Genomic DNA, 24439 nt, shown 5'->3' on the forward strand with positions numbered 1-24439 from the left:
CGGCGCGGCCGGCCGGCCCCGCTTGCTCGTCGGCGGCCACGGCCGCATCCCCCCTGCCTGTCGCCGCCCGACGGGGGCTCAGCAGCACACCCCGGCGTCGCCGAAGGTCTCCCGGCCCATGCGCTGATGCCATTCGTGCAGGTCGGCGACCATGTACGGAATCAGGTCCAGCGTCTCATAGCCGGCGGGGTCCTCCACGCCCAGCGTCTGCAGCAGCAGCATGGCCCGCAGCGTGTCCTGCTGGGTGCGGGCCTCGCGGCGCAGTGCGTAGCGCCAGCGGGCGTCGAACCACTCCTGGTGGAACGCCTCGATCCGGCGCCACGCACTGCGCAGCCGCTCCCACCTCCCGGTCACGTCACTGGCTCTCGTCGGTGCCCGCGGTCTCGTCGGCCGACGCGGCCTCCGGCGCCCCGGTCCCGCGCTGGGCGAAGGCCCGGCGCAGGGCGATCGCCGCCTCGACGATCAGCCAGACCGCCAGCACGAAGATGGCCACGTCCAGCGGCGCCAGCAGGAACATCTGCATCGGGTCGCCCGAGGAGACGAAACCGATCAGGTTGATGACCAGCGCCCAGGTGGTCATGATCACCAGGAAGACCAGCGGCACCAGCACCGCGATCGGGTTGCGGCTCTTCTTGGTCACCCAGACCGCGATCACCGACAGCGCCAGTCCGGCGGTGAGCTGGTTGGTGGTGCCGAACAGCTGCCACAGGGTGCCGAAGGCGAAGTTGCCCGGTACCAGCGCCAGAGCCAGCGGGATCAGCACCGCCACCGAGGTGGCCGCCGTCAGGTTGCGGGCCAGCGGCCGGAACCCGCTGATCTCGGCGATCTCCTGGATGATGTAGCGCTGCAGCCGGACGCCGGTGTCCATGGAGGTCGCGGCGAAGCTGATCACGACGATCGCGGCGAAGACCGCGCCTACGGACAGCGGGACGCCGAGGTTGCCGGCGAACCCGGCCACACCGTTGACGAAGTTGCCCACCGCGCCGTCGGAGGCGGTCGCGAAGTCGACGTAGAGGGTGTCCCACTCGCCGGCGGTGGCGACCACGCCGGCCGTGCAGGCCAGGATCGAGCACAGCGCCAGCGCGCCTTCGCCGGAGGAGGCCAGGTAGCCCACATAGCGGGCGTCGGTCTCCTTGTCCAGCTGCTTGGAGGTGGTGCCCGAGGAGACCAGGCTGTGGAAGCCGGAGACGGCGCCGCAGGCGATGGTCACGAACAGCAGCGGGAACCAGGGCGGAGAGCCGGCGGGCACGTCGTTGACGACCGGGGCGACGATCCTGTCCCAGCCGACCACCACGCCCAGGAAGATGACCGCCAGCGCCAGCACCATCTGCAGCTGGTTCACGTAGTCGCGCGGCTGCAGGAGCATCCACACCGGCAGGCGCGAGGCGAAGAACGCGTAGACGAAGATCAGCAGCACCCACAGGGTCTGGGCCGACATGCCCAGCGCTCCGGCGAGCGGGTCCAGCGAGACCGGCACCGCCACGCCCAGCGGGATGAAGGCGTAGACGACGACCAGGCAGATGATCGAGGGGACCAGCGCCGCGGTCCGGCGGCGGTAGACGATCTGGCCCAGTCCGATGGCCAGCGGGATGGTGACCAGCACCGGCAGCACCGCGGCCGGGTTGCCGTCCAGCAGGATGCCGATGACCACCGCGAAGACCGCGTTGACCATGGTGAGCAGGAAGAACAGGATCAGCAGGAACAGCACGCGCGAGCGGGCGCTGATCACCTCGCCCGCCAGTGTTCCGATGCTCTTGGCCTTGTGGCGCACCGAGACCGCCAGCGCGCCGAAGTCGTGCACGCCGGCGGCGAAGACCGTGCCCGCCACCACCCAGAGCAGGGCCGGTCCCCAGCCCCAGAAGACCGCGACGGCCGGCCCCACGATCGGGGCGGCTCCGGCAACCGAGATGAAGTGGTGGCTGAAGACGATGTGCTTGTTGGTGGGGACGAAGTCGATACCGTCGCGGTAGGTGTGGGCCGGTGTCACGAACGCCGGGTCGAGCGCGTAGACGCGCTTGGCCAAGTACGCCGAGTAGTACCGGTAGCCCAGTGCGAATATCGCGAGGACCACGACCATGACTACGGCTGCTGGCATTGGCTGTCCTTAGGTCACACGTCTGCACACGCGGCCTGCACCCCTTCCGAGCCGCGCATCGGCCCGGCATCGGATGGAGCGGCCGATCGCCGAGGCGCCGCGGACCGGGACACAAACCATCGAAGATCGAATAAAGTCTCCAGAAATTAACACGTGTCTCCTCGCGTACAAAGGGCTGGCCTTGCTGAACATGGTCACGGTTTGGCGGCGATCGACGACCGCCGAGATGTGCTGGTCCGGGTCCGACGGCCCCGTCGGCATCCCGGTGGTGCCGCTCGTGTGGGACGACCTCCCGTGCGTGGCGCTGCCCATGGCCCACCTGGACGCGGTCGACACCATGACCTCGGGGCGGGCCGCCTTCGCCGTCACCGAGCAGGCGTCCGAGGACGCTTCGGGCGGGACCCTGGCCGCGGGACCGGTCGACATCCGCTTCGACCTCGACGGCAAGCGCTTCGCCGACCACCTGCTGGAGCAGGAGATCGTCAAGCACCCGCCGACGCGGCTGCGCGCCGACGGGCTGATGGCGCGGCGCGAGAACTGGTGGTGGATGCCGCGGGTGCTGATCACCCTGACGGCGCTGGAGCAGGAGCACGAGATCCCCGCTCGCAGGCGCGGCGAGGACGCGCTGCTGGTGCGCCCGGGCGCCGAGGGCGCGGCGCCGCGCGTGGACACGGTCACCGCGCGCGCCTGGCCCGAGGAGCCCGGCGGCGCGGTCGAGCTGTGGCGCCGCGACGGTGCGGCGCTGGAGGGCGCGGGGGAGCCGGCCTTCGCCTTCGCCCACCGCCACAGCCCCGACTTCGAGCGCTGGGAGCGCTGGTGGCGCACCGGCCGCACCGAGGGCGAGCACCTCGCGGTCACCGGCGGCACCGGAACCCCCGCCGAGACGCCCCTCCCCCCTTACAACCTGCCCCCTTACAACCTGCTCTCGCGCTACCGCAACCACCGCGACGTCGTCCGCGCCTGCCGCCAGGGCATCGCCAGGGCCGAGGCGCGCAGCGCGGGGCAGACCTGACCTGCCGGCGGCGGCCCGGCCCGACGGGCCCTCGCATGCGCGGTCGCGCCGATGACGGCGAAGACCGGAAGCGGCGCCGGGGCGGCGCCGGGGTCCGCTGCAGACGGGTGACACCCGGCCGCTGACCCGCGGTGCGGGCCGGCAGGCGGAAGACGGTTCGTCGTCCCGGTCCGGGCACGGCCGGTGGAACGCGGCGGACGGCACCGGTCGCGGCTCCCCGGCCGTGCGACGCGGGCCCCGCCTCGAACGAGCACCCGGAGTGCGACCGCGTCGACCCGTCGTGTCCGGATTCGGCCAGCTGCTGCGCGGCACCCGCGCAGCGCCCGGCCCTGCACTGGGAGGACTCCGGCCCCTCCCCCGCCCTCGGCACCGGCCGGGATTTGCGTTTCCGCAATACGGGACAAACTTCCGATTTCATCCGCGATGCGCGCTCTAAGGTAATACCCGGACTGCCCCGGAAAGGCGTGGCGAAAGGGTAAACGGGTGAATACGGAGATCCCCCCAGGCCTCGCGGACGGCATCGACCCCAGTGCGATCACGATCCCCCCGGTCAAGGTCGAGGACCTGGAAGAGGCGGCACGCGCCGTCAAAGGCGACGGCCAGGACGTCTCCGACATCGGCAACGACATCAAATCCGCCTGGGGCGGCCTGCAGGGCATCTACAGCGCGCCCGAGGACGAGACCCTCTTCTCCGCGATCGACCCCGTGGCCACCAAGGGCGACGAGGTCGGCGACGCGGCCAGGACCGCCGGCGACGCCCTGCTGGACTTCGCCGCCGATGTGCGGCCCATCCTGGAGCGCTGGCGCGCCCTCAAGCACGACGCCCAGGACATGCAGGACCACATCGACGCCGACGACGACTGGCGCTCCGACGAGGACAAGGTCGAGGAGTTCAACCAGCTCAACAACGACCTCATCAAGGTCCAGAACGACTTCATGGCCGCCGAGCGCGAATGCGCCAACAAGATCACCGCCCTGTTCGGCGGCACGACGTTCGTGGCCACCGACCCGGGATCCGAGCCGGACCCGGGAGAGGGCGAGCAGGCCTACGGCTACACCGAGGCCCACCAGGACGTGGCCACGCCGTGGGCCGTGCCCCAGGAGCACGATGCGCCGTGGTACGCCGACGTCGGCGCCGCCGTCGTCGACCTCACCTGGGGATCGGTCAAGGACACCCTGGCCCTGGCCGGACTGCACGACGGCCAGGGCGACTGGACCCTCGACCCCGCGACCATGTGGGGAAACGCCACCCAGACCTGGAGCGACACTTTCGCGGGCGCCGGCATGCTCGCCGGCTACGGCCCCGACGGCTTCAGCTGGTCGACGGCGGGCACCGCCTGGACCGAGGTCGCCCACTCCATGGTGCCCTGGAACGAGTGGGGAGACCGCCCCGGCTATGTGATCACCCAGAGTGTGGTGAACATCGGCAGCATCGTCGCCGGCGTGGCGCTGACCGCCTCGGGGGTGGGCGCCGTGGCCGGCGTCCCGCTGCTGGCCTGGCGGGGCACCCGCGTCATGCGCACCCTGGGCAGGCTGGGCGACCTGGGCCCCGGCTCGGGCCACGGCGGCGACAGCGGGGACGGCGGCTCGGCGTCCGGTTCGGCGGCCTCGGGCGGCCGGCCCGACTTCGACCTCAAGCTCGACGGCGCCGGGCCGAGCAACGGGATCCCCACCGCCCGGGAGATCCAGGACCAGCTCACCGACTGGGAGGACATGGCGTCCGAGCTCGGCTGGGAGGAGACCATGCGGCGGGCGGGCGACCTCGCCGAGACGGTCGAGCAGCGCGAACCGGCCCTGGTCGGCGCCCCGAACGACACCCCCGGCGTCCAGGCCAGCGCCGAAGGCCCGAACGATCCCCCTTCGACCAAGCCCAAACCCGCCCCGCCGACGACCGAGTCGCCCTCCTCCGGGTCGCCCTCCGAACGGCCGTCGAGCCCGTCCCCCAGCCCCGCCGGCGGTGACGGCCCACCCGGAGGCGGCCCACCAGGCGGCCCACCCGGGGGCGGCGACCGCCCGCAGGTGCCCGAGGGAGACGACGAAGGAGACGGTGGCGACGAGGATCAGTCCCCGACCGAACCCGGCGAGTCCCCGACCGACGAACCGTCGGCGTCCCACGAGGGTTCGGAGGATCCTGCAGCCACCTCCCAAGACGACTCTCCCTCCGGTGAACCGGATGAGCGGGAAGATCCGCCGTCCGGGTCGCAATCGGATCCACCGGAGAACGGTGCCGCCGACGCACCGCGCGGCGAACAGCCGGGCCGTCCCATGCTGGACAGTCAGGAACCGGGAGTGCGGCAAGTACTTCAGGATGCCGGGCTGAACGGTCAGCAGATCGATGAGATCGTGACGATGCTGAAGGACGATTCGGGTGCGGTCGGCACCCAGGTAGGCAGGCAGGTCGCCGACATACTTCTGGAAGGACGCGTCGCCGGGGTCAAGAATTTCGCCGAGTTCGCAACCGATTTCTCAAACCCGGGAATGGTGCACAATTCGGGTGCCGAGCTGCGCTTCGTTGACCACCTGATAGACAAAGGCTACCCCGTCGATCGACTCGAGTTCGCCGACAAGAAGAGCCAGGAGGAAACCGCGGATCCCGCCGGCAACGCCGATGTGGACACTTTCATCAGGTCGTCCGACGGGTCGGACGACTACGCCTACCAGATCAAGAGATTGGAAGTCAGGGGCGATGAGATCAAGGGAAGCCAGCTCGTGAATAATTCCGGCAAGATCGGGAAGCAGTTGCGCGCCGTCTCGGATGAGGCACACCCTGTCGGCATACTCGAAGCGAACGCCCCGCTGGAGGAGCTGACCGAGAAGCAGTACAATAATATTCTTAAGAACGCGCGGAGATTCGGCATCACCTATCGGATCTACCATCCTGATGGGCAACTCACGATTCCGCCGGGCAATCAGGTTTTCCCGAATCTGGAGAACGGGTAAGGGTGCATGTCTGTGTTGGTCCGATCCCGAAAGCCGGCGGCCACCTGGACATGGGTGGTCGAGCATGAGGAGGGGATGGACGGCTTCGTGGCCGGCGCCCCGGTCGCGGTCGACATGGTGGAGGTGCTGCGCAGGTCCGGTGTCTTCCTCCCCGAAGGGCTCGACGTGCAGTGGAACCAGGACGACGTAGGCTCCCTCGGCGTCGACTCGCGGATGACCGGCGTATCAGGGCTCACTGCCGACTCGCTGGTCGACAGGGTGCTGCGCGCGCGGCCGCAGGCTTACCCGCTCGCTGAGCCCACCACCCTCGAGATTCTCGGTACGGGGCGATGGATCGCGGCCGACGGCACCGAGAAGGAGGAGCCGGGTCTGCTGGCCGTGTCCGTCGACGTCGTCCACGAGGACACCGTGGTGGAGCTCGGCGTGCACCACGACATCTGGATGGAGAACAGCTTCTCCGGGGTTCCGCACCCGCAGATCCATGCGCTCAACGCTCCGCGGCTTCGGGAGGTGCTCCAGTCCGTCGAAGAGCAGCTCGGTGTGGAAACCGAGCCCGACGGGGCCACTGCGCTGGGCACGTCGTTCAACTACGGTGTGCGTGCGCACAGGCGGCCCGACGGCGGCCCCTTCGACGCGACAAGGTGGCTCTAGCGGGACCGGCCCGCATGCGTCGCCGGCATAGGCCGCCTCGGACCGCGGCCGGCCCAGTCCTCAGCCCCTCACACCTTGCGCCACTTGGGGGTCCAGGCTCCGTCCTCTACCTCGTAGTCGCTGAACAGGGCCGGGGCCTCCTCGCGCATGAGTGCGCCGATCTTGCCGAAGAGCAGGCGGATCTCCTCCTCGGCGCCGGGGGCGGTGCGGGCCTCCAGGGTGTGGCGCAGGGTGCGGACGTTGGCGGTCCACACCAGGCCCGTGGCCACGCCCTCGGGAGCGAAGCGGCGCATGAAGGATGTGCGGTGCTTCTTCTCCGCGAACTTGACGCCCTCCTCATCGAGGCCGAAGTGCTCGGCCATCCACCGCTGGAAGCGCTCCATCTGGTCGAGCATCTCCGTGGCGCGCTTCATCAGCTCGGGGTCGTCCTTGGCCCACTCGGGGAACCAGAACGGCAGGTCCTCCAGCCGCACGAACCGCATCGACTCCTGGGAGACCGCGGTGCCGGGTCGGTGCCGAACGAGTTCATGGGTCATGACCCTGCTGACGTTGTGCAGCACGAAGCTGAAGCTGACGTGCTCCAGGACGGAGCCGTGCAGGCTGGCGAGGAGGTTGCCCAGGTACTGGTCCTGGTCGGTGCGCACCCGGGTCACGTTGGGGTTGAGGCCGGGCTCCCAGGAGCGGTAGCACAGGCGCCCGGCGAACTCCGCGAGGTTCTGCGGGTCGTTCAGCGCGGAGTCGAGCTCGCCGCGGTCGAGCCGCTCCAGCCAGCTCTGCCCGCCGACGTCGGCCAGATAGCCGGCCACCTCGTCGTAGTCCAACTGCGGGCGGGCGATCAGGCGGACCTCGGGCTCGACGCTCTTCACCGTGCTTAACTCCCCCATCGGCGGGCCCGGCGGCCCGGCGCGTGCGTGCGGCGGCGACCGCCGCATCCGGAGGGAGCGCCGTCGGCCGCGGCGAGCGGCGTCGGCGGTGGTCCGGGCGGCGGTGTCCGTCCGAACGTAGCAAAGCCCGGGGACGATGGTCGCAGGCCCCGTGCCGCGCCGTCGCGGCGGCGGGGCCTGCGAGGACGGAGTGGGGATGGCCGGTGCGAGGTGGGGCGGGGCCTGGACGGCCCCGGTTGTCCGCCGGTTGCGATGGTTCCGTGACCTGCACGCCCCCGAGCCGGGCCGAGGGGTCGGCCCGGGCCGACTTCGCCGGTGATCCCTGCGGAGCGGCCGACCAGGGGGCGGGCCTCACCCGATGAGGAAGCCGCCTGGCGCGACGATCACTCCGACGACGACGAGGACGATGCCCCACAGCATCTGGCGGCGCAGCAGAGCGAAGATGCCCGCGACGATCAGTACGATTCCGATTATCAGTGCGATAGTGCTCATGGCCCGGTCACTAACCCCACCGAAGATCTCTTAACGCCTGCCGCGCAACGGACCGCGCGGCGGCCTCATTCCTGCAGGTAGGGCAGCACGGCGTCGGGTCCGGCGAAGTCGCCGCCCTGCGGTCCGCCGTGCCAGAAGGGGTCGTCGTCGGGGAAGTCGCCCGCGTAGGCCGAGGCGTCGTCGACCGGGCGGTAGCCCAGTTCGCTCTCGCCGACGCTGAGGTCCCAGAACCTGCGGGCGTTGCCGGAGACCGCGTAGGCGGCCACGAAGTTCACGTTGGACGCGGTGATCGCGGCGCGCACGAACCCGACGCAGTCGCGCGGGCTGAGCCAGGTGGCGAGGTGGCGGGTCTCGGTCGGCTGCTCCTCGAAGGAGCCGACGCGCAGCGCGACGACCTCCAGTCCGAAGGTGTCGGCGTACATCTGGCCCAGCGCCTCGCCGGCTACCTTGGTGACCCCGTAGAAGCCGTCGGGGCGGGGCGGCTCGTCGGGGAAGACGTGGTGGTGGATGGGGTAGTTGCCGGTGACCCGGTTGCTGGAGAAGAGCACGACGCGGGACACCCCGGCCTGACGCGCGGCCTCCAGGACGTTGAGGGTGCCGCGCACGTTGGCGTCGAGCAGCTCGTCGAAGGCGGCCTCGCCGGGGATCGCGGCGAGGTGGACGACCGCGTCGGCGCCTCTGAACGCCTCGCACAGGGCGGCGCGGTCGCCGATGTCGGCCTTGACCGCTGTCTCGGCGCCGTCCTCGGGTTCGATGTCGGCGATGTCGACCAGCACCAGGTGGTCGGCGTCCTCCCGCAGTCCCTCGCGCACGGTGGCGCCGATCTTGCCCGCCGCCCCGGTGATCACGACCCTGCCAAGTTTCACGTCCATGCATTCGAGCCTATGGGGAAGGCGGGGTGCTGGGCACACGGCCTGGCGCGTTGCGGACGAACCGGCCTGCGGCGGACACGGACGCCGTGGCCGGCGGACGGGGCGCGGGCGGGGCCGCCGCGGCGGCGCCGGGCGCGGGTGCGCCGGTGTCCACGCGCGGCGGACCGGGCGCGGCCCCGGCTCCCCCGCCGCCCGCACGCGCCCGGTCCGCTGCTCAGCGCGCCATGCGCAGGACCCGCTCGATGATCTCCTCGCCCACGCCCGCGGAGAGGATGGACTCCGGGTGGAACTGCACCGCCCACTTGCGCGCGCGGGGGTCCTCGACGGCCATGACCACGGGCTCGGCGCCCTTGCCCTCGACGACGGCGGTGACGGCGAAGCCCTTGACCCGCTCGGGCGTGGTGTACGTGGAGTGGTACCGGGCCGCGTCGAACCCCGTGTCGAGTCCCAGCCCCTCCAGCAGGTCGCCGCCGACGACGCGCACGCGCCCCGGTTTGCCGTGGACGGGCTCGTCCAGGGTCAGCAGATCGCCGCCGGCGTGCTCGACCATGGCCTGCAGTCCCAGGCACACGCCGAAGACGGGCAGGCCGCGCGCGTCCAGCTCGTCCAGCAGCCCGGCGGCGCCGAAGTCGGCGGGCAGCCCCGGTCCCGGCGAGAGCACGACCAGGTCGGGGGCCAGCTCGTCGAGCAGGGCGGGGTCGAAGCCGTGGCGCACGGTGGTGACCTCGGCCTGATGGCGGCGCACGTAGTCGGCGAGGGTGTTGACGAAGGAGTCCTCGTAGTCGACCAGCAGGACGCGCATCCCCGCGCCGGCGGGCTCGGCCGCGGCGGCCGGTTCCGGCCGCTCCTCGGGCTCGGCGGCACCGGCGGCGGCCTCGTCCAGCGCCAGGGTCTCCAGCAGCGCGCGGGCCTTGAGGAAGGTCTCGCGCTCCTCGGCGTCGGGGTCGGAGTCGTAGAGCAGCGTGGCCCCCACGCGCACGGTAGCGACGCCGTCGCGGATGTGGGCGGTGCGCAGCGTCAGGCCGGTGTTCATCGACCCGTCGAAGCCGATGACGCCGACGGCTCCGCCGTACCAGCGGCGCGGGGTGGTCTCGTGCTGCTCGATGAACCGCATCGCCCAGGTCTTGGGCGCGCCGGTGACCGTGACGGCCCACATGTGGGTGAGGAAGGCGTCCAACGCGTCGAACTCGGGGCGCAGCCGCCCCTCGATGTGGTCGACGGTGTGGATGAGCCTGCTGTACATCTCGATCTGGCGGCGGCCGATGACGCGCACACTGCCGGGCTCGCACACCCGCGACTTGTCGTTGCGGTCGACGTCGGTGCACATCGTCAGCTCCGACTCCTCCTTGGCGGAGGTGAGCAGGGAGCGGATGTTCTCGGCGTCGCCGAGGGCGTCGTCGCCGCGGCGGACGGTCCCGGAGATGGGGCAGGTCTCGACCCGCTGCCCCTGCCCCGGCGTGCCGGTGACCCGCACGAACATCTCGGGCGAGGCGCCGACCAGGTACTCGCCGCCGCCGAGGTTGAAGAAGAACTCGTAGGGCGCGGGGTTGCGGGTGCGCAGGTGCTCGTAGAAGCGGGCCGGGGACTCGCAGGAGCCGTAGGTGCGGTGGCCGGGGACGACCTCGAACAGGTCGCCGCGGGCGAAGCGCTTCTTGGCCTCGGCGACGATGCGGGCGTAGCTGCCGGGCTCGGGCTGGGGCGGGACCTCGGCGGTCCGCACGGCGGGCGTGGGCTCGGTGGCGCGCTCCAGGCCGTGGGTGGAGCGCGCCGCCGCGCGGGTGCCGGCGGAGTGGTCGCCCGCGGCATCGGGCACGGTGAACTCGTAGGTGTAGCGCAGGCAGGTTTCGCGCTTGCGGTCGTGGACGATGACGGCGTCGGGCAGGTGCAGCACGAGGTCGCGGTCGGCGGGGTCGCGGTCCAGGACCGGTTCGACCGGCTCGAACTGGAAGGCCAGGTCGTAGCCGAACGCGCCGTACAGCCCGAGGTGGGGGTCCTCGGCGGCGAAGAACAGGGCGGTTACCGTGCGCAGGACGGAGAACACGCTGGGGCGGCGGCTGCGCTGCTCCTCGGGGAAGAACCCGTCGGGCTCGGGGACCGTGACCTCGATGGACTCCTCGGCCGCGGGGAAGGTGGCGCCGTGCTCGGCGAAGGCCTCGGCGATCAGGGGCAGCAGTACCCGGCCGCGGTCGTTGAGCGCGGTGGCGGTCAGCCGGCGGCCGCGCGCGGCGATCTCCAGGCAGGGGTCGACATAGCCCAGGTGCCAGCGGCTGTACCGGCCGGGGTACTCCATCCCCGAGGACAGCACCCCGCCCCGCCGGTGCTCGACCGAGGTGACCAGGTCGGCGAGGAGGCCGGGGTCGCAGGGGGCGGCGGTGCGTTCGACGGCGATCCCGCCGCCGGTGCGGTAGGAGCTGCGTTCGCCGCCCGGGGCCGCGGCTTGCCGGGGGGTGGCGGTGGCGTCAGGTGTGGTCACGGCCGGTCCTTTGCGCTGGGCTGTGTGCGTGGAGCCGCGCCGGACCGGGGCCGGGAAACGCGAAAAGCGGCCGCCGGTACGGGCGGCCGCTGGGCTGAGCTGGGAGATCGCGTACCTGCAAGCGCCGCCTAGGAGCGGCGCCACCACTGTCGGCGGGCGGGTGCGATTCGCATGGGGCAGAGCATAGCGCATCGGAGCGGGTCCGCGAAGCGGGCGGGCGCGAGCGGACGGCGGAGCCGCACACGCGCCGACGCGGTCGGGAGGAGAGAAACCCGGTGCCGCGGGAATGAACCGTCGTCCTGGTACGCTCTACGGATACCTGACAAAGGAAATAGAACGCACTCGCCTCGGCTCAAGGATACCACTGACATGGTAGAGGATCAACACGTTCACCACAGAGGCCTTGACAACGGCCGGGCGGACGCTCGCCGCGTAGAGCAGGACTACGTCGACCTGCTCTACGCGCGGCTGGACGAGCTGCGCGCCCGGACCTCCCGCGGCCTCTCCGATGCGCTCGCCCGCGGCGGAGGCGGCGGCTACGCCGCCCGGACCGAGCGCGAGGCGCGAGCCGACGAGAACGCCACCCGCCTGGCACGGCTGAGCGCCGTGGAGAACGGCCTGTGCTTCGGCCGCATCGACCTCGCCGGCGGCGCCCCGCAGGCCGCGGAGACCCGCTACATCGGCCGCATCGGCCTGCGCGACGAGGACCACGAGCCGATCCTGATCGACTGGCGCGCGCCGGCCGCGCGCCCCTTCTACGCCGCCGCCCCCGCGTCGCCCGGCGGCCTGGTGCGCCGCCGCCACCTGCACGTGCGCGACCGCGAGGTCGTCGGCCTCGACGACGAGGTGTTCGACCTCGACGGACTCTCCGAAGACGACCGCCGCTCCCTGGTCGGCGAGGCGGCGCTGCTGGCCGCGCTGAGCCGGGGGCGCACCGGGCGCATGGGCGACATCGTCGCCACCATCCAGGCCGAGCAGGACCGCGTCATCCGCGCCGCGCTGCCGGGCGCGCTGGTCGTCCAGGGCGGACCGGGCACCGGCAAGACCGTGGCCGCGCTGCACCGCGCCGCCTACCTGCTCTACACCCACCGCGCCGTCCTGGAGCGGCGCGGGGTGCTCGTCGTCGGCCCCAACCCGACGTTCCTGCGCTACATCGGGCGGGTGCTGCCCTCCCTCGGCGAGACCGACGTGGTCGTGCAGACCGTGGGGCAGCTGCACCCGGGCGTCGCCGCGACGGCCGAGGACGACGACGCGGCCGCCGCCGTCAAGGGGTCGCTGCGCATGGCCGCCGTCCTGGAGGCCGCCGTGGCCGACCGCCAGCGCGTACCGGAGGAGGGCCTGGCGGTACGGGCCGACGGCGTCGACCTGCGGGTGCCCCGCGAGACCTGCGAGCGCCTGCGCGACCGGGCGCGGGGGCTGGGCCTGCCGCACAACCGGGCGCGCAAGCTGTTCGTCAACGAGATGCTGTGGGAGCTGGCCCGCGCGCAGGACGCGTGGCTGGAGGAGTCGCTGCACGAGGCGGAGGAGCTGCTCGAAGCCGCCGGCGACACCGGCCGCTCCGAGCTGGAGGACCCCGACGCGCGGCTGCGCACCGACGAGGACACGGCCTATGCGCGCGAGACGCTGTGGGCCGACGCCGCGGTGCGCGCGGCGCTGGACGGGCTGTGGCCGCTGCTCACCCCCGAGCGCCTCGTCGGCGAACTGCTCAGCGACCCGGGGCTGCTCGCCTCGGCGGCCGCGGGCGCCGCGCACCTGCCCGACGGGCCGGGACCTGCGGAGGAGGAGTGGCGCGCGCTTCTGCGCCCGGCCCACGCGCCGTGGACGACGGGCGACGTCCCGCTGCTGGACGAGGCCGCCGAACTGCTCGGCACCGACGACAGCGAGGAGCGGGCGCGCGAGCGCGCGGAGCGGCACAAGCGCGAGGAGTTCGAGCGCTACGCCCAGGGGGTGCTGGAGTACACCGGGCTCTACGAGGCCGGGATGCTGGACGCCGCCGGGCTCGCCGATCGCCAGGAGCGGGGACCTGCGGGGACCACGGCCGAGCGCGCGGCGGCCGACCGCACCTGGGCCTACGGCCACGTGATCGTGGACGAGGCGCAGGAGCTCTCGGAGATGGCCTGGCGCACCGTCATGCGCCGGGTTCCGGCCAAGTCGCTGACGGTGGTGGGCGACCTCGCCCAGACCGGGAGCGCGGCGGGCGCCCGCTCGTGGCAGGACATGCTGGGCCGCTATGTCGGCGGCCGGCTGCACGAGGAGCACCTGCTGGTGAACTACCGGACACCGGCCGAGATCATGGCGGTGGCCGCCGACGTGCTGGCCGAGATCGCCCCCGACCAGCGGGTGCCGGAGTCGGTGCGCGACGGCGGCGCCCCGCCGCGTGCGGTGCGGGTCGCCGCGGAGGGCGAAGCGGCGTCCGGGGCCGGTGCGGAGCCGACCGGCGCCGAGGGGGCGGACGGGATCCCCGAGCGGCTGCCCGGCCTGGTGGCCGAGGAGCTGGAGCAGATCGGCGAGGGCCGGCTGGCCGTCATCACCCCGGCGGCCAGGCACGCCGAGGTGGCGGCCCTGCTGCCGGAGGCGGCCGCCGAGGCCGGCCCGGACGCCCTGGACCACCCGGTCGCGGTGCTCACCCCCACCGGGAGCAAGGGGCTGGAGTTCGACTCCGTGGTCCTCGTCGACCCCTCGGGCATCCTGGCCGCGTCGGCGTCGGGAGGACGCGACCTCTACGTCGCCGTCACCCGCGCGACCCGCCGCCTGACCGTCGTCCACGAGGGCGACCTTCCCGGGATGCTCGCCCGCCTGCACACGGGGGACGGCACGGAGACCGCCTCCGCCGCGCGCTGATCGGAAGCGCGGCGGCGGGGGCCGGTTGCCGGCCTGGTCGGAGGGGGCTCTCTGCGGCACACCGCCGCTCGCCGCCGCCGCTCGCCGCGGTTTGCACATCGGTGCCGCGGTTAGTCGCGGCGGGTGAGCCGACCGCGCACGGGGGATGCGGTCGGCACGGCAGCACGGGGGGACGCAATGATCAGAAAGCTCCGGGAAATGGGGATCACGGCGGACGTCGCCTATGGGGCCGGTCTGGTCTCCATCGGACTGACGGTCGTGGCTTGGGCCGCTTCGAAGAAGGCCGAGGACAAGGCCCGCGCCGACAGGTGGGGACTGTTCATCGGGGAATGGGCGCCGACGTTCTTCGCGCTCGGGATCGCCCTGCAGTTGGACGAGCACTCCGAGAAGTAGTGGCGGTCCGGGGCCGCGCTGAGAGGGCCGCCGGACGGGGAGGGCGGGCGCGGCGCCGGAAGCGCGCACGCGCCCGCCCTCCGGGCGGTTTCGGGCGTCCACGGAAGGCGGTCCGGCACCGGCCTCCTGGCCGCCGGGGCGGCGGGGGCCCGCTGAGAGCGGTCTCCTGGTCTCCGGTCGGCGCAGTGCCGCGAGGTGGAGCAGCGGCGCGGCGCACGGCCGCGGCACCTCCCGAGTCGCGGATGCCCGGGCCGGGACGGCGTCGACCGGTCGTGTACCGCCCTTGCCCGCGGTTGAGCGATGTGTGATCCTGGCAGTACTACGTAGTACTGCCTCCCGCCGCCGACCGGAAACGGACCGCCCGTGCTGCAGTCGTATTCGGCCCTGCTCCGCAAGCCGCACGTCTTCGCGGCGCTGGCGACCAACATCGCGGGCCGGCTCCCCAACGGCATGGCGGTCCTCGCCCTGACGCTGCTGTTCCGCCACGAGGGCGTGGACTTCGGCGTCGTCGGCGCGCTGATCGCCGTCTACGGCGTCGGGACGGCCGTCGGCGGGCCCGTGCTGGGCAGGATGGTCGACTTCCACGGCCAGTCCGCCGTGCTCGTGATCAGCGGCGCCGTCTCCGGCGCCGCCTTCGTCGCACTCGCGCTGGCCCCCGGCGCGCCGCTGGCGGTGACCCTGCCGCTGACCGCCGCCGCCGGCGCCCTGACCCCGCCGCTGGAGTCGTGCCTGCGGTCGGTGTGGCCCACGCTGGTGACCGGCGAGCGGGAGCGCGAAACCGCCTACTCGCTGGACGCCGCACTGCAGGAGGTCATCTTCGTGGCCGCTCCGCTGCTGGTGAGCGCGGTGGCCGCGCTGTTCCTGCCGATGCACGCGGTCCTGGCCACCGCGCTGATCACGGTGGCCGGCGCCGGCGTCTTCGCCGGGCTGCGCCCGGTGCGCCGGTGGCGGCCGGTGCCGCGCAAGGCCAACTGGCTGGGTCCGCTGATGGAGCCGCAGGTGCGCCGCGTCCTGGTGTGCTTCGTGTTCGTCGGCGCCGCGCTGGGGGCGCTGGCGGTCGGCGCCGTGGCCTACTCCGAGGAGGCGGGCAGCCGCGACGTCTCCGGGCTGCTGCTCAGCGCCAACGGGTTCGGGGCTCTCGTGGGCGGGCTGGCCTATGGGGCGCTCCGCGTTCCGCTGCCTCCCGCCCGCCGGTTCCGCGTCCTGCTGGGCGGGCTCGCGCTGTGCTACCTGCCGCTGCTGCTGATGCCGGGCCCCGCGCTGATGGCGGTCCTGGCGGCGCTGGCCGGGCTCTTCCTCGCGCCCGCCCTGGCGTGCACGTTCCTGCTCCTGGGCCGCCTGGCGCCGCAAGGCACCACGACCGAGGCGTTCTCCTGGTTGATCTCGGTGTTCATGTGCGGCAGCGCGCTGGGCACCGCGCTGGCCGGGCTGGCGGCGGACGAAGCGGGGGCGCTCGGGGTCTTCGCCGTGACCGGTGCGGTGACGGCGGCCGCCGCCCTGCTGTCGCTGCGCGTCGGTGGTGGGCGTGCGGCGGTGGAGGCGCCGGAGGAGGCGGCCGCGGCGTGAAGGGTCAGCCTCCTGCCGCCGGGGGCGCCGTCGAGCCGCGGACGAGCAGCCGTGCGGGCAGCCGCACGCACTCGGTCTCGGTCTCCGCGGACCCGCTGCGCGCGCCCGCGGCCTGCCCCGCTCGGGCCCGGGGCCCGTCGCCCCGTTCGGCTCCCCGCTCCAGCCGCGCGATGAGCCGGCGCATCCCCGTCGCGCCCAGCTCCTCGCCGGGCAGGTGGAGGGTGGTCAGCTCCGGCGTGACAGCGGTCGCGAGGTCGACGTCGTCGATGCCGGTGACCGAGAGGTCGGCGGGCACCGCGAGGCCCGCGTCCGCCGCCGCCTTGTAGACGCCGACCGACAGCACGTCGTCGTCGCAGACCACCGCGGTGAACCCGGGACGCCCGCCGGAGCCCGCGTGCTCCGCCAGCAGCGCCGACGCCGCCTCGCGCGCGGAGCCGGTGTCCAGCGCGCAGGAGGCGTGCACGCGGGTCATGCCGTGGCGCTCACAGGCCGCGTCGACCGCCTCGGTCCGCTCGCGGAAGGTGGCGGTGCGCACGTCCGAGCGCAGGTGGGCGATGCGGCGGTGGCCGAGCCGGTGCAGATGGTCGACCAGCTCGGTCAGCACCGGCGCGATGTCGAAGCGGACGGATCCCTGGCCCTGGGGCGGCTCGGCGTCCAGCACGACCGCGGGCACGGGGTCCTCCAGCGGCCGCCCGCCGTCCTCCAGCGAGCAGGCGAGCACCGCGTCGATCTGCTGTCCGGCCACGTCGGCGGCGACCGAGTCGAGGTCGCGCTGCACGGACAGCACCACCTGGAACCCGGCCTCGCGGGCGACGGCGCGCGCGCCGGTGAACACCCGCGCGAAGAACGGGTTCACGATGTCGGGCACGGCGATGAGCACCATGCGCGGGCCGCCGACCCGCAGCCGCCGGGCGTCGGCGTTGGGGCGAAACCCCAGCTCCCGCGCGGCGTCGAGCACGGTGCGCCGGGTGCGCTCGCCGACCCGCCCGCTGGAGGCACCGCGGAACACCAGCGAGACGGTCGACTGCGAAACCCCGGCCAGCCGAGCGACGTCGTGGCTGGTGGGCGCTCTGCCGTTGCTCACACCGACAGCCTAGCCCCGGCTGTGCCCCGCGTGCGGGCGCGGCAAGGCGCGTCCGCACGCGGTGGCGGCGCCCCGCACCGCGGCTTGTCGCCGGGCCCGGCGCGGCCTACTCCGGCTGCATGCCCTCGGGCGGGCCGATGGTGCCGGCCTCGGGGCCGAACCGCTCGGTGTAGGCGTCCATCAGCTCGCGGAAGCGGCCGGCGACCTGCGGGGGCTCGCCCTCCAGGTGGCTCGCGAGGGCGTCCAGGCAGACGTGCCAGCCCGTGGTGTCGCGGGCGGCCTTGCCCAGTTCGTCGAAGGTGTCGGAGAAGACCAGCTCGGTGCCCGCACCGTCAGGGCGCAGCTCGAATCGGAGCAGGTCGCCCGCCCAGTCGAACTCCAGCAGCCGGGGCGGGTCGTAGACGATCATCCGTCCCGGCATCGGCTCGTCGACGCCCTCGAAGTGGAACAGCAGCTCGGCGCCCGCCTCGCGCGGGCCCTCGACGCGGCTGGGAAACCAGGCCGCCAGATGTTCGGGCTCGGTGATGGCCCGCCACACCTTCTCCGGCGGGTGCGGCAGGCGGCGCACCAGGCGCACGGTCCACCGCTCCCCCGCCTGAGCGAGGCGCCCGTACGCCTCCTCGGCCTCCGGGCGCGGATCCGCGCCCGGCCCTCGTTCCGTTCCGCCCGTTGCGCCCGTTGCGCCCGCTGTCCGCGGGTCGCGCGGGTCGTCGCCTGCGTGCACGTCGGCACCCCCTGTCGGCCCGCTTCAACCGCCTTCGGGCGGCCGCTCGGGCCCGTCGTCACGGTCCTCGTCCATGGTCGCGAGATGGCGTTCGAGGTCGTCGAGCCGCGACTCCCACAGCATCCGGTAGGGCTCCAGCCACGCGTCCAGCTCGCGCAGCGGTTCGGTGCGCAGCCGGTAGAGGCGGCGCTGCGCCTCGGAGCGCGACTCGACCAGGCCCGCCTCGCGCAGCGTGCGCAGATGCTTGGAGACCGTGGGCTGACTGACCCCCAACCGGTCGACGAGATCCCCGACCGGCCGCTCGCCGCGGCGCAGCACGTCGAGTATTCGGCGCCGGTTGGGTTCGCTCAGGACCTCGAACACCCTCTCCATGGGGCTCAATATGCACCTACAGAAATATTGATGTCAAGGCATACACGGGGCGGGTTCCGCGCCGCCGGGAATCGGGCGGACGCGGCGTCCGGATCACCCGCCGACGCCGCTCTCCCGGGCCGCCGGGCCGTACCCGGCGATCGCGCCGACGACCGCGGAGGTCAGGTCGTCGACGACGGTGTCCGGCGCGACCTCCGGATGCTCCAGCCACCACTCCCCCGCCGCCTGCACCATGCCCACCACCGCATGGGCGGTGATCTGGGCGCGCACCGGGTCGGCCACGCGCAGGTCGTCGCGGAGCACGCCGGCCAGCTCCTCGCCCAGGCGGCGCACCATCATGCCGAGGTCACCGCGCGTACGCGGGTCCTCGGAGGTGGCGCGGTCCATCAGGAACCGGTAGAGGTTGAGGTTGCCGCGGATCATCCCCAGGTAGGCGCCCACGGTCGCGCGGGCGCGCACGCGCAGCGAGGACCCGCCGTGCAGCTCACCGCGGACGCGCTCCATCAGGGGGTCGACGTGCCGCCGGGCGAGGGCGCGGTAGAGGCCGCTCTTGTCGCCGAAGTGGCGGTAGAGGATCGGCTTGCTGATGCCCGCCTCGGCGGCGATGGCCGACATCGAGGCGTCGGGGCCGTCGCGCTGGATGACGCGGTCGGCGGCGTCGAGGATGGCGCGACGGCGCTCGGGGCTGCGCCGGCGGCCTGCGGCTGCGGTCTGCGGTGCGGGATGGGAAGCCACCCGTCAGACGTTAGCGCCCGGCGCCCGTCCGCGCAGGAGGGGCCCGGGCGTCGGCCCCGCGCAGGGGGGCGGGCGCAGGCGCGCGGTCGGGCGCGGCCGGCGCTTCGGGAGGCGCCCGGCGCGCCCGGTGCGGCCCCGGCCGGTCAATCCTTGCGGGCGAGGCCCGCCATCATGATCCGCAGGTGCGGCTCCAGCTCCCCGACCTCGGGGACCTCGCGGTCCGGGTCCTCGGGGAACCAGCGCGAATGGAAGTCCAGCCGGGCTCGACCAGCGGGTAGCCGACGAAGTGCCGGCGGATCTCCTCGGGGGTGCGGATCCAGCCGTTGCCCAGGGTCGCCGGCCCGGCGCGCTCGATCGCCTTCTGCACCTCCTCGCCGGTGTCGGCGAAGTCGGTGATGAACAGGTAACTGCCCGAGGGCACGGCGTCCATCAGCTCGGCGACCTTGCCATGGCACCCGTCCGACGTTCAGGGGCGTGCCGCACGCCGGGCAGGGCGAGCGCCTCTCGCAGCGGCGGCGGTCGGTCCGCCTCGGTGCGGCAGACGGGCTCCTCGGTCACCGGGGCCTTTCTCGGGTCGCCTCCGCTCGGCTCGGCCGACGCCCTCCGGAACGCCCGGCGACCGCTCCCGGGGCGGCGGGCGGCGGCCGTGCGTGACGGCGGTGCGGACCGGGCGGCGGCTGCCGGGGGCGCTAGGTGGCGTCCTCCTCCCAGGGCTCGATCGACTGCCGGTGCCGGAACACGTTGTGCGGGTCCCAGCGCGCCTTCACCTTGCGCAGCGCGGGGTAGGCGTCCTTGTAGTACAGCTGCGCCCACGTCTGCCAGGAGCCGTTCCACTCGTCGTCGCCGAGGTCGGCGTCGGGGTAGTTGATGTAGCAGCCGTCGGTGACGGCGTCGTCGCCGCCGATCTCGGGAACCCCGTTCGTCGCGGCGAAGGTCGCGGCGTAGGTGTCGCGGATCCACCGGATATGGGTGGGCTCTTCGGGGTCTCCGGTGGTCCAGTACACCTGGTACTGCATCTTCATGATCGAGTCGCGCTGCGCGACGGCGGTGGCGGCGGGCCCGACCTCGTTGATCCGGCCGCCGTAGCTGTCGATCTGGATCACGGCCCGGGGGTTGCGGTACTTCGTGTAGTGGCCGTTGCCCAGGTAGTCCCACATGGCGTCGATCTGCTCGGCGGTGAACGGCTTGCGGATGCAGGCGGACTTGTACTTGCCGCGGCTGTTCTCGCCCGAGGAGTTCAGCGCCTGGGTCGCGGTGAGCCAGGGCATCACCCGCGGGATCTTGGCCCCCTTGACGGCCGGGTGGTCGCCGGTTCCGCTCTCCTGCCCGCTCGACTCGGGTCCGATCGCGCCGTCGACCGCCGCCAGGAACTCGTCCATGGCGAGCTTTCCGGGGTCGTTGTTGTCGGGGCTCTCGCAGTCGACCTGGGCGGTGAGCAGGATCTCGCCGTTGCTGCGGTGGTTGAGCTTGAGCAGCGCGAACAGCCGGCCGCTGTGGGTCGATGGGTCCTGGTTGTCCCGGAAGTACGTGCCGTAGGCGGTGAGCAGCTTGTGGAACTCCTGCTGGTCGAAGTCCTCCCACTTCCAGGCGCGGCCGCACAGCCGGACGAACGCCGGCGGTTCGGGCAGGTCGCGGAACCACAGCTTGGTGAGGACCCCGAAGTTCCCGCCGCCGCCCCCGGTGTGCGCCCACAGCAGCCTGCGGTGGTCCTCGTCGTTGTCGTCGGCGGTGGCGCGCACCCGCCGGGCCATCCGGTCCTTGTCGGCCACGACGACCTCGACGCCGTAGAGGTAGTCGACGGTGAGCCCGTGGTGCCGCGACAGCAGGCCGAAGCCGCCGCCGGGCACGTGCCCGCCGATCCCGACCGAATAGCAGGAGCCGCCGGGCAGGGTCACCCCGGCGGCGGGATAGAGGTGGCTGTAGGCGTGCCAGTTGGTCGCCCCGGCCTCCACGCAGTACGCCTCGACGTCCTCGTCCCAGTACACGTCGTGCATCGGGCTGGTGTCGAAGATCACCCGGACGTCGTCGCCGCACACGAAGTCCTCGTAGCAGTGCCCGCCGGAGCGGACCGTGATGCGGCCGGACTCGTCCTTGCGTTCGTCCAGCGCCTGCTGGAGCGCCTTGACGGCGTCGTCGGCGGAGTAGACCATCCGCACGTAGTCGGGCTTGGCGATCCACCGCTGGTTGAACCCGCGGCTGAGGGCGGGGAATCGGGGGTCGTCGGGCCGGATGGTCTCACTGGGCGATTCGGGGGTCGCGCCGTCCATGGTCGTATCACCTAGCGTGAGGGGAACATTACGCGGCGGGTATCCCCCTTCCACCACCAGCGGAAAATCCGGAGGCCGCTTCCGCCGAGATTCGTCCCGAAAGCGGATGACCGCAAACCGGGGAAGCGTGGCACGGGGGCGCCGCGGCGGGCCGCCGGGCTCCGTACGCTGCCGGGCCGGTTACGCTCCGGGTGCTGCCGCGGCGACCGCCGAACGGACCTCAGGGCTCGGGGGCGCAGGCCGCGGCAGACGGCGCTCGATGCCGGACCGGCCCTCGTCCGTCCAGCGGCTCCGCCGCCACCGGACCGACGCGCGCCGACCCGCGAGGGGACGGCGGAGCGGCCGGAGCGCGCCGCCGCGGCAGGCGCCGGGCACCGGTCACCGGACGCACCGGCGGTCCGGGCCGCACCGGCTGAGAACCGCGATCAGGACCGCCCGTAACCTGCGCTCCCTCGACGTGTGCACCGGGGTCGGGACGCGCCGGGCTCCGGCGTGCGGACGGCGGACTCCGCGCGGGCACCCCGCACCGGTGCGCCGCGGACCGGCCGTCCGCCGCAGCAGTGCGGCGGCGGACGTATGCTGGCCGCCGGCTCCGCAGGGCCGCACGCGGCGGAGCGGGAGGCGGAGCGCGAGTCGCCGGCGCCGGACATACGGGCCCCGCGCAGTGCTCGGTCGTCGAGGCCACGGAGAGGACGGCCCGTGTTCACCATGCGCCCCGCCACCGCAGCAGACGTCCCCGGTGTGGCGGCGATGCTCCGCGCGCGCTGCGACTGGATGGAGGAGCGCGGCATCCCGTCATGGCGCGGTAGCGTCGACGACCTCGCCGGCCAGGCCGCCAACGGCGCCATGTGGGTGCTCGGCGACGGCGGCGGGCGCACTGTGGGATGCACGACGGTCCTGCCCCGGGCGCCCGCGACGGACTGGACTCCCGACGAGGTGGCGGAGCCCTCGCTGTACCTGTTCACCACCGCGACCGACCCCGCGTACCGGGAGCACCGCCCCGGGACCCTGATCGCGCTGTGGGCGGTCGACCGGGCGGCGCGCCACGGCCGCTTTTGGGTCAGGCGCGGGTGCTACGACCCCGCACTGGCGCGGTACTACCAGCAGCAGGGCTTCACGCTGGTGCGGGAACGGCCGCGCGAGGGCCTCCGTCTGTACCTGCTGGCGCGCCGCGCGGAACACCTGGATCTCGGCGTGCTGGGGCCGGCGCGGGACTCCGCGGCGCTCCGGGACCGCTGAACGAACGCGTTACCCGTGCCGGGCGACCGGCGAGGGGCCGCATGCGCCGCTCGGCCATCGGCGGCGGCCGCCCGGCGGCCGCCGGGGCACCGGGACCAACGCGACGGCGCGTCGGCGGGCGCGCCGCCGAGGCGGGCGCGCACACCGGGCACCGGGTTAGCAGGGTCGGGGCGGGCTTGCGGACGGCCCGCCCGCAGCGCGGGGCGCAGCGGACCGGGCCGGCGGCTCGGCGGGTCGTGTGCGGTCAGCTCAGGCCGAGCGCAGGGGCGAGCTCGCGCAGCGCCGGCAGCGGGTCGGCGGAGGGGTCGCCGCCGACGATCTGGACGAGCACGTGGTCGGCCCCCGCGTCCAGATGCCGCTTCACCTGCGCGGCGACCGCGTCGGCGCCGCCCATGGCGACCATGCCCTCGGCCAGCTTCTCCGAGCCGCCGACGACCAGGTCGGACTCCGCGAAGCCTTGGCGCAGCCAGGAGTTGCGGTAGTTCGGCAGCTGCGAGTAGATGTGCAGGTGCTGGTGCGCGCGCTCCAGGCCCGTCCGCCGGTCGGTGGTGAGCGCGACGGCCTGCTCGCTGACCAGCCACTTGTCGGGACCGAGCAGTTCGCGGGTGCGCGCGGTGTGCTCGGGCGTCACCAGGTAGGGGTGCGCCCCGTCGGCGGCGGTGGCCGACAGCTCGATCATCTTCGGGCCCAGCGCGGCCAGCAGCCGGGCCGGGCGCTGCCCGCCCGGTTCGACCTCCGGCGGGACCGCGTCCATGGTCGCCAGGTAGTCCCGCATGGTGCTCAGCGGCTTGGAGTAGGAGCCGGCGTAGCTGTACTCGACCAGCGGAGCGTGGCTGACGCCGAGCCCGAGCACGAACCGGCCCGGGTGCAGGGCCCCGAGCGTGCGGGCGCCCGCTTCGCCGGCCGGGGCGCTGCGGGCGTGGATGTTGGCGATGCCGGTGCCGACCACGAGACGATCGGTACCGCCCAGCAGCGCGGCGGCCTGCGTGAACGCCTCCTTGCCTCCGGCTTCGCCGTAGAACAGGGAGGCGTAACCGAGCTGCTCGATCTCTCGGGCGCGGGAGAGCACCTCGTTGACCGGCCACCGGTCGCTGCTCCACCAGACGCCGACACGAGACCTGAAGTCGATTCCGCCCATGCGCCGAGACTACGCCCCGTTCGGCTTCTTCGTGACAGTCGTCGACGGGCTCGTCAGGCGAGGACTCGACGGGTTCGCCCGCAACGGCAGGGGACTCACCGGCGCGTGGCGCGGGGAGTCCGACGCGAACGGCAACCCTGTGTCGAAGCGCGCCATCTGCGCCGGGGTGATCGGGTGCCGGTACCCGCCCTGCGCCGACCGATCATCGGGGCGGCCGGCTACGCCTGGTGGACACAGGCCGGCCGCCCGGACCACTCCCGCTTCGGTCTGACCGTCTCGCCGATCGGCCGGGAACTGTGGCTGGACTCCCCAGAGACAGTCCTCCAAAGTCCGGCGCCCCAGCGAGATCAGGATCGCGGCGCGTGGGACCGCGCCGTCCTGGACCGCGGCCCGCTTACGCCTCCCGATCGCCTTTGATGCGCACGATTGCGGCCCCGCAGCGCCGGCCGCGGGGCAGTCAGTCCGATGTTTTCACCAGGCGTTCAGGCCACGCCTTCACCCGCGACCGAGCCGACGGCTCCACGCCGGGGCCCCGGCCCACGCTGACCCCCTCCACAACTCGACACACACGCCTTCCGAGCGTCAACGCGATCGTCAACACTCATCCGCGAGCGGCCGGTCAATCGCGGGGAATCTCGGTAACAACATCCCGCTACCCACA

The 24439-nt window shown here is 73.2% G+C and carries 20 protein-coding genes; 7 read left to right on the top strand and 13 right to left on the bottom strand.

The genetic code is table 11. From position 1 onward, the window contains the following. Positions 1-78 precede the first annotated feature (78 nt). Together ABD284_RS18240 and ABD284_RS18245 are read right to left on the bottom strand one after the other, a co-directional pair. The gene (locus ABD284_RS18240; protein ID WP_344145016.1) at positions 79-354 is read right to left on the bottom strand and encodes a cory-CC-star protein; all 276 of its coding nucleotides are present in this window, start codon (positions 352-354) and stop codon (positions 79-81) included. 1 nt (position 355) lies between these two features. Then, complete coding sequence (locus tag ABD284_RS18245) at positions 356-2095, bottom strand: carbon starvation CstA family protein (RefSeq protein ID WP_344145018.1); 1740 nt, start codon at positions 2093-2095, stop codon at positions 356-358. Positions 2096-2285: 190 nt separating this feature from the next. On the opposite strand from ABD284_RS18245, the gene ABD284_RS18250 reads away from it, so the two are divergent. The 3 genes from ABD284_RS18250 to ABD284_RS18260 all read left to right on the top strand — a co-directional run bounded on the left by ABD284_RS18250 (position 2286) and on the right by ABD284_RS18260 (position 6698). Beyond that, positions 2286-3107 (top strand): hypothetical protein, encoded by an 822-nt coding sequence (locus ABD284_RS18250; protein ID WP_344145178.1) that lies wholly within the window; start codon positions 2286-2288, stop codon positions 3105-3107. A gap of 483 nt (positions 3108-3590) precedes the next feature. Next, entirely contained in the window at positions 3591-6047 is a 2457-nt protein-coding gene (locus tag ABD284_RS18255) for a hypothetical protein (protein WP_344145020.1), read from the top strand. 15 nt (positions 6048-6062) lie between these two features. Further along, positions 6063-6698: a hypothetical protein gene (locus ABD284_RS18260; RefSeq protein ID WP_344145022.1), complete on the top strand. Its 636-nt coding sequence runs from the start codon at positions 6063-6065 to the stop codon at positions 6696-6698. A 68-nt stretch (positions 6699-6766) separates the two neighbouring features. Here the strand turns inward: ABD284_RS18260 and thyX are convergent, their stop codons facing one another. The 4 genes from thyX to ABD284_RS18280 all read right to left on the bottom strand — a co-directional run bounded on the left by thyX (position 6767) and on the right by ABD284_RS18280 (position 11419). Beyond that, positions 6767-7564: an FAD-dependent thymidylate synthase gene (gene thyX / locus ABD284_RS18265; RefSeq protein WP_344145024.1), complete on the bottom strand. Its 798-nt coding sequence runs from the start codon at positions 7562-7564 to the stop codon at positions 6767-6769. Between the two features lie 369 nt (positions 7565-7933). Continuing rightward, complete coding sequence (locus tag ABD284_RS18270) at positions 7934-8074, bottom strand: GPGG-motif small membrane protein (protein ID WP_344145026.1); 141 nt, start codon at positions 8072-8074, stop codon at positions 7934-7936. 65 nt (positions 8075-8139) lie between these two features. After that, positions 8140-8946, bottom strand: a complete 807-nt coding sequence (locus ABD284_RS18275) for an NAD-dependent epimerase/dehydratase family protein (RefSeq protein WP_344145028.1) — start codon at positions 8944-8946, stop codon at positions 8140-8142. 214 nt (positions 8947-9160) lie between these two features. Continuing rightward, entirely contained in the window at positions 9161-11419 is a 2259-nt protein-coding gene (locus ABD284_RS18280; RefSeq protein WP_344145030.1) for an anthranilate synthase component I, read from the bottom strand. A 369-nt stretch (positions 11420-11788) separates the two neighbouring features. On the opposite strand from ABD284_RS18280, the gene ABD284_RS18285 reads away from it, so the two are divergent. The 3 genes from ABD284_RS18285 (at position 11789) to ABD284_RS18295 (ending at position 16219) form a co-directional block, all read left to right on the top strand. Further along, positions 11789-14260 carry a HelD family protein gene (locus ABD284_RS18285; protein WP_344145032.1) on the top strand — a complete coding sequence of 824 codons (2472 nt, stop codon included), beginning with the start codon at positions 11789-11791 and terminating at the stop codon, positions 14258-14260. A gap of 177 nt (positions 14261-14437) precedes the next feature. Next, the gene (locus ABD284_RS18290; protein ID WP_344145034.1) at positions 14438-14653 is read left to right on the top strand and encodes a hypothetical protein; all 216 of its coding nucleotides are present in this window, start codon (positions 14438-14440) and stop codon (positions 14651-14653) included. Between the two features lie 363 nt (positions 14654-15016). Beyond that, positions 15017-16219, top strand: a complete 1203-nt coding sequence (locus ABD284_RS18295) for an MFS transporter (protein WP_344145036.1) — start codon at positions 15017-15019, stop codon at positions 16217-16219. 4 nt (positions 16220-16223) lie between these two features. Here the strand turns inward: ABD284_RS18295 and ABD284_RS18300 are convergent, their stop codons facing one another. From ABD284_RS18300 to ABD284_RS18325, 6 genes are all read right to left on the bottom strand, one after another. Then, on the bottom strand, positions 16224-17303 hold the full coding sequence (locus ABD284_RS18300) for a LacI family DNA-binding transcriptional regulator (RefSeq protein WP_344145038.1): 1080 nt from the start codon (positions 17301-17303) through the stop codon (positions 16224-16226). Positions 17304-17409: 106 nt separating this feature from the next. After that, positions 17410-17880 carry an SRPBCC family protein gene (locus tag ABD284_RS18305; RefSeq protein ID WP_344145040.1) on the bottom strand — a complete coding sequence of 157 codons (471 nt, stop codon included), beginning with the start codon at positions 17878-17880 and terminating at the stop codon, positions 17410-17412. Between the two features lie 171 nt (positions 17881-18051). Continuing rightward, the gene (locus ABD284_RS18310) at positions 18052-18399 is read right to left on the bottom strand and encodes an ArsR/SmtB family transcription factor (RefSeq protein WP_344145042.1); all 348 of its coding nucleotides are present in this window, start codon (positions 18397-18399) and stop codon (positions 18052-18054) included. Positions 18400-18492: 93 nt separating this feature from the next. Beyond that, entirely contained in the window at positions 18493-19134 is a 642-nt protein-coding gene (locus ABD284_RS18315) for a TetR/AcrR family transcriptional regulator (RefSeq protein WP_344145044.1), read from the bottom strand. A 169-nt stretch (positions 19135-19303) separates the two neighbouring features. Then, on the bottom strand, positions 19304-19564 hold the full coding sequence (locus ABD284_RS18320) for an SAM-dependent methyltransferase (RefSeq protein ID WP_344145046.1): 261 nt from the start codon (positions 19562-19564) through the stop codon (positions 19304-19306). 259 nt (positions 19565-19823) lie between these two features. Further along, on the bottom strand, positions 19824-21401 hold the full coding sequence (locus ABD284_RS18325) for an FAD-binding oxidoreductase (protein WP_344145048.1): 1578 nt from the start codon (positions 21399-21401) through the stop codon (positions 19824-19826). A 699-nt stretch (positions 21402-22100) separates the two neighbouring features. Between ABD284_RS18325 and ABD284_RS18330 the strand changes: the two genes are divergently transcribed. Continuing rightward, complete coding sequence (locus tag ABD284_RS18330) at positions 22101-22640, top strand: GNAT family N-acetyltransferase (RefSeq protein WP_344145050.1); 540 nt, start codon at positions 22101-22103, stop codon at positions 22638-22640. A 244-nt stretch (positions 22641-22884) separates the two neighbouring features. Here the strand turns inward: ABD284_RS18330 and ABD284_RS18335 are convergent, their stop codons facing one another. After that, positions 22885-23778, bottom strand: a complete 894-nt coding sequence (locus ABD284_RS18335; protein WP_344145052.1) for an LLM class F420-dependent oxidoreductase — start codon at positions 23776-23778, stop codon at positions 22885-22887. Between the last annotated feature and the right edge of the window lie 661 nt (positions 23779-24439).

The organism is Streptomonospora arabica, from assembly GCF_039531585.1.
In the GTDB taxonomy this organism is placed as follows: domain Bacteria; phylum Actinomycetota; class Actinomycetes; order Streptosporangiales; family Streptosporangiaceae; genus Streptomonospora; species Streptomonospora halophila.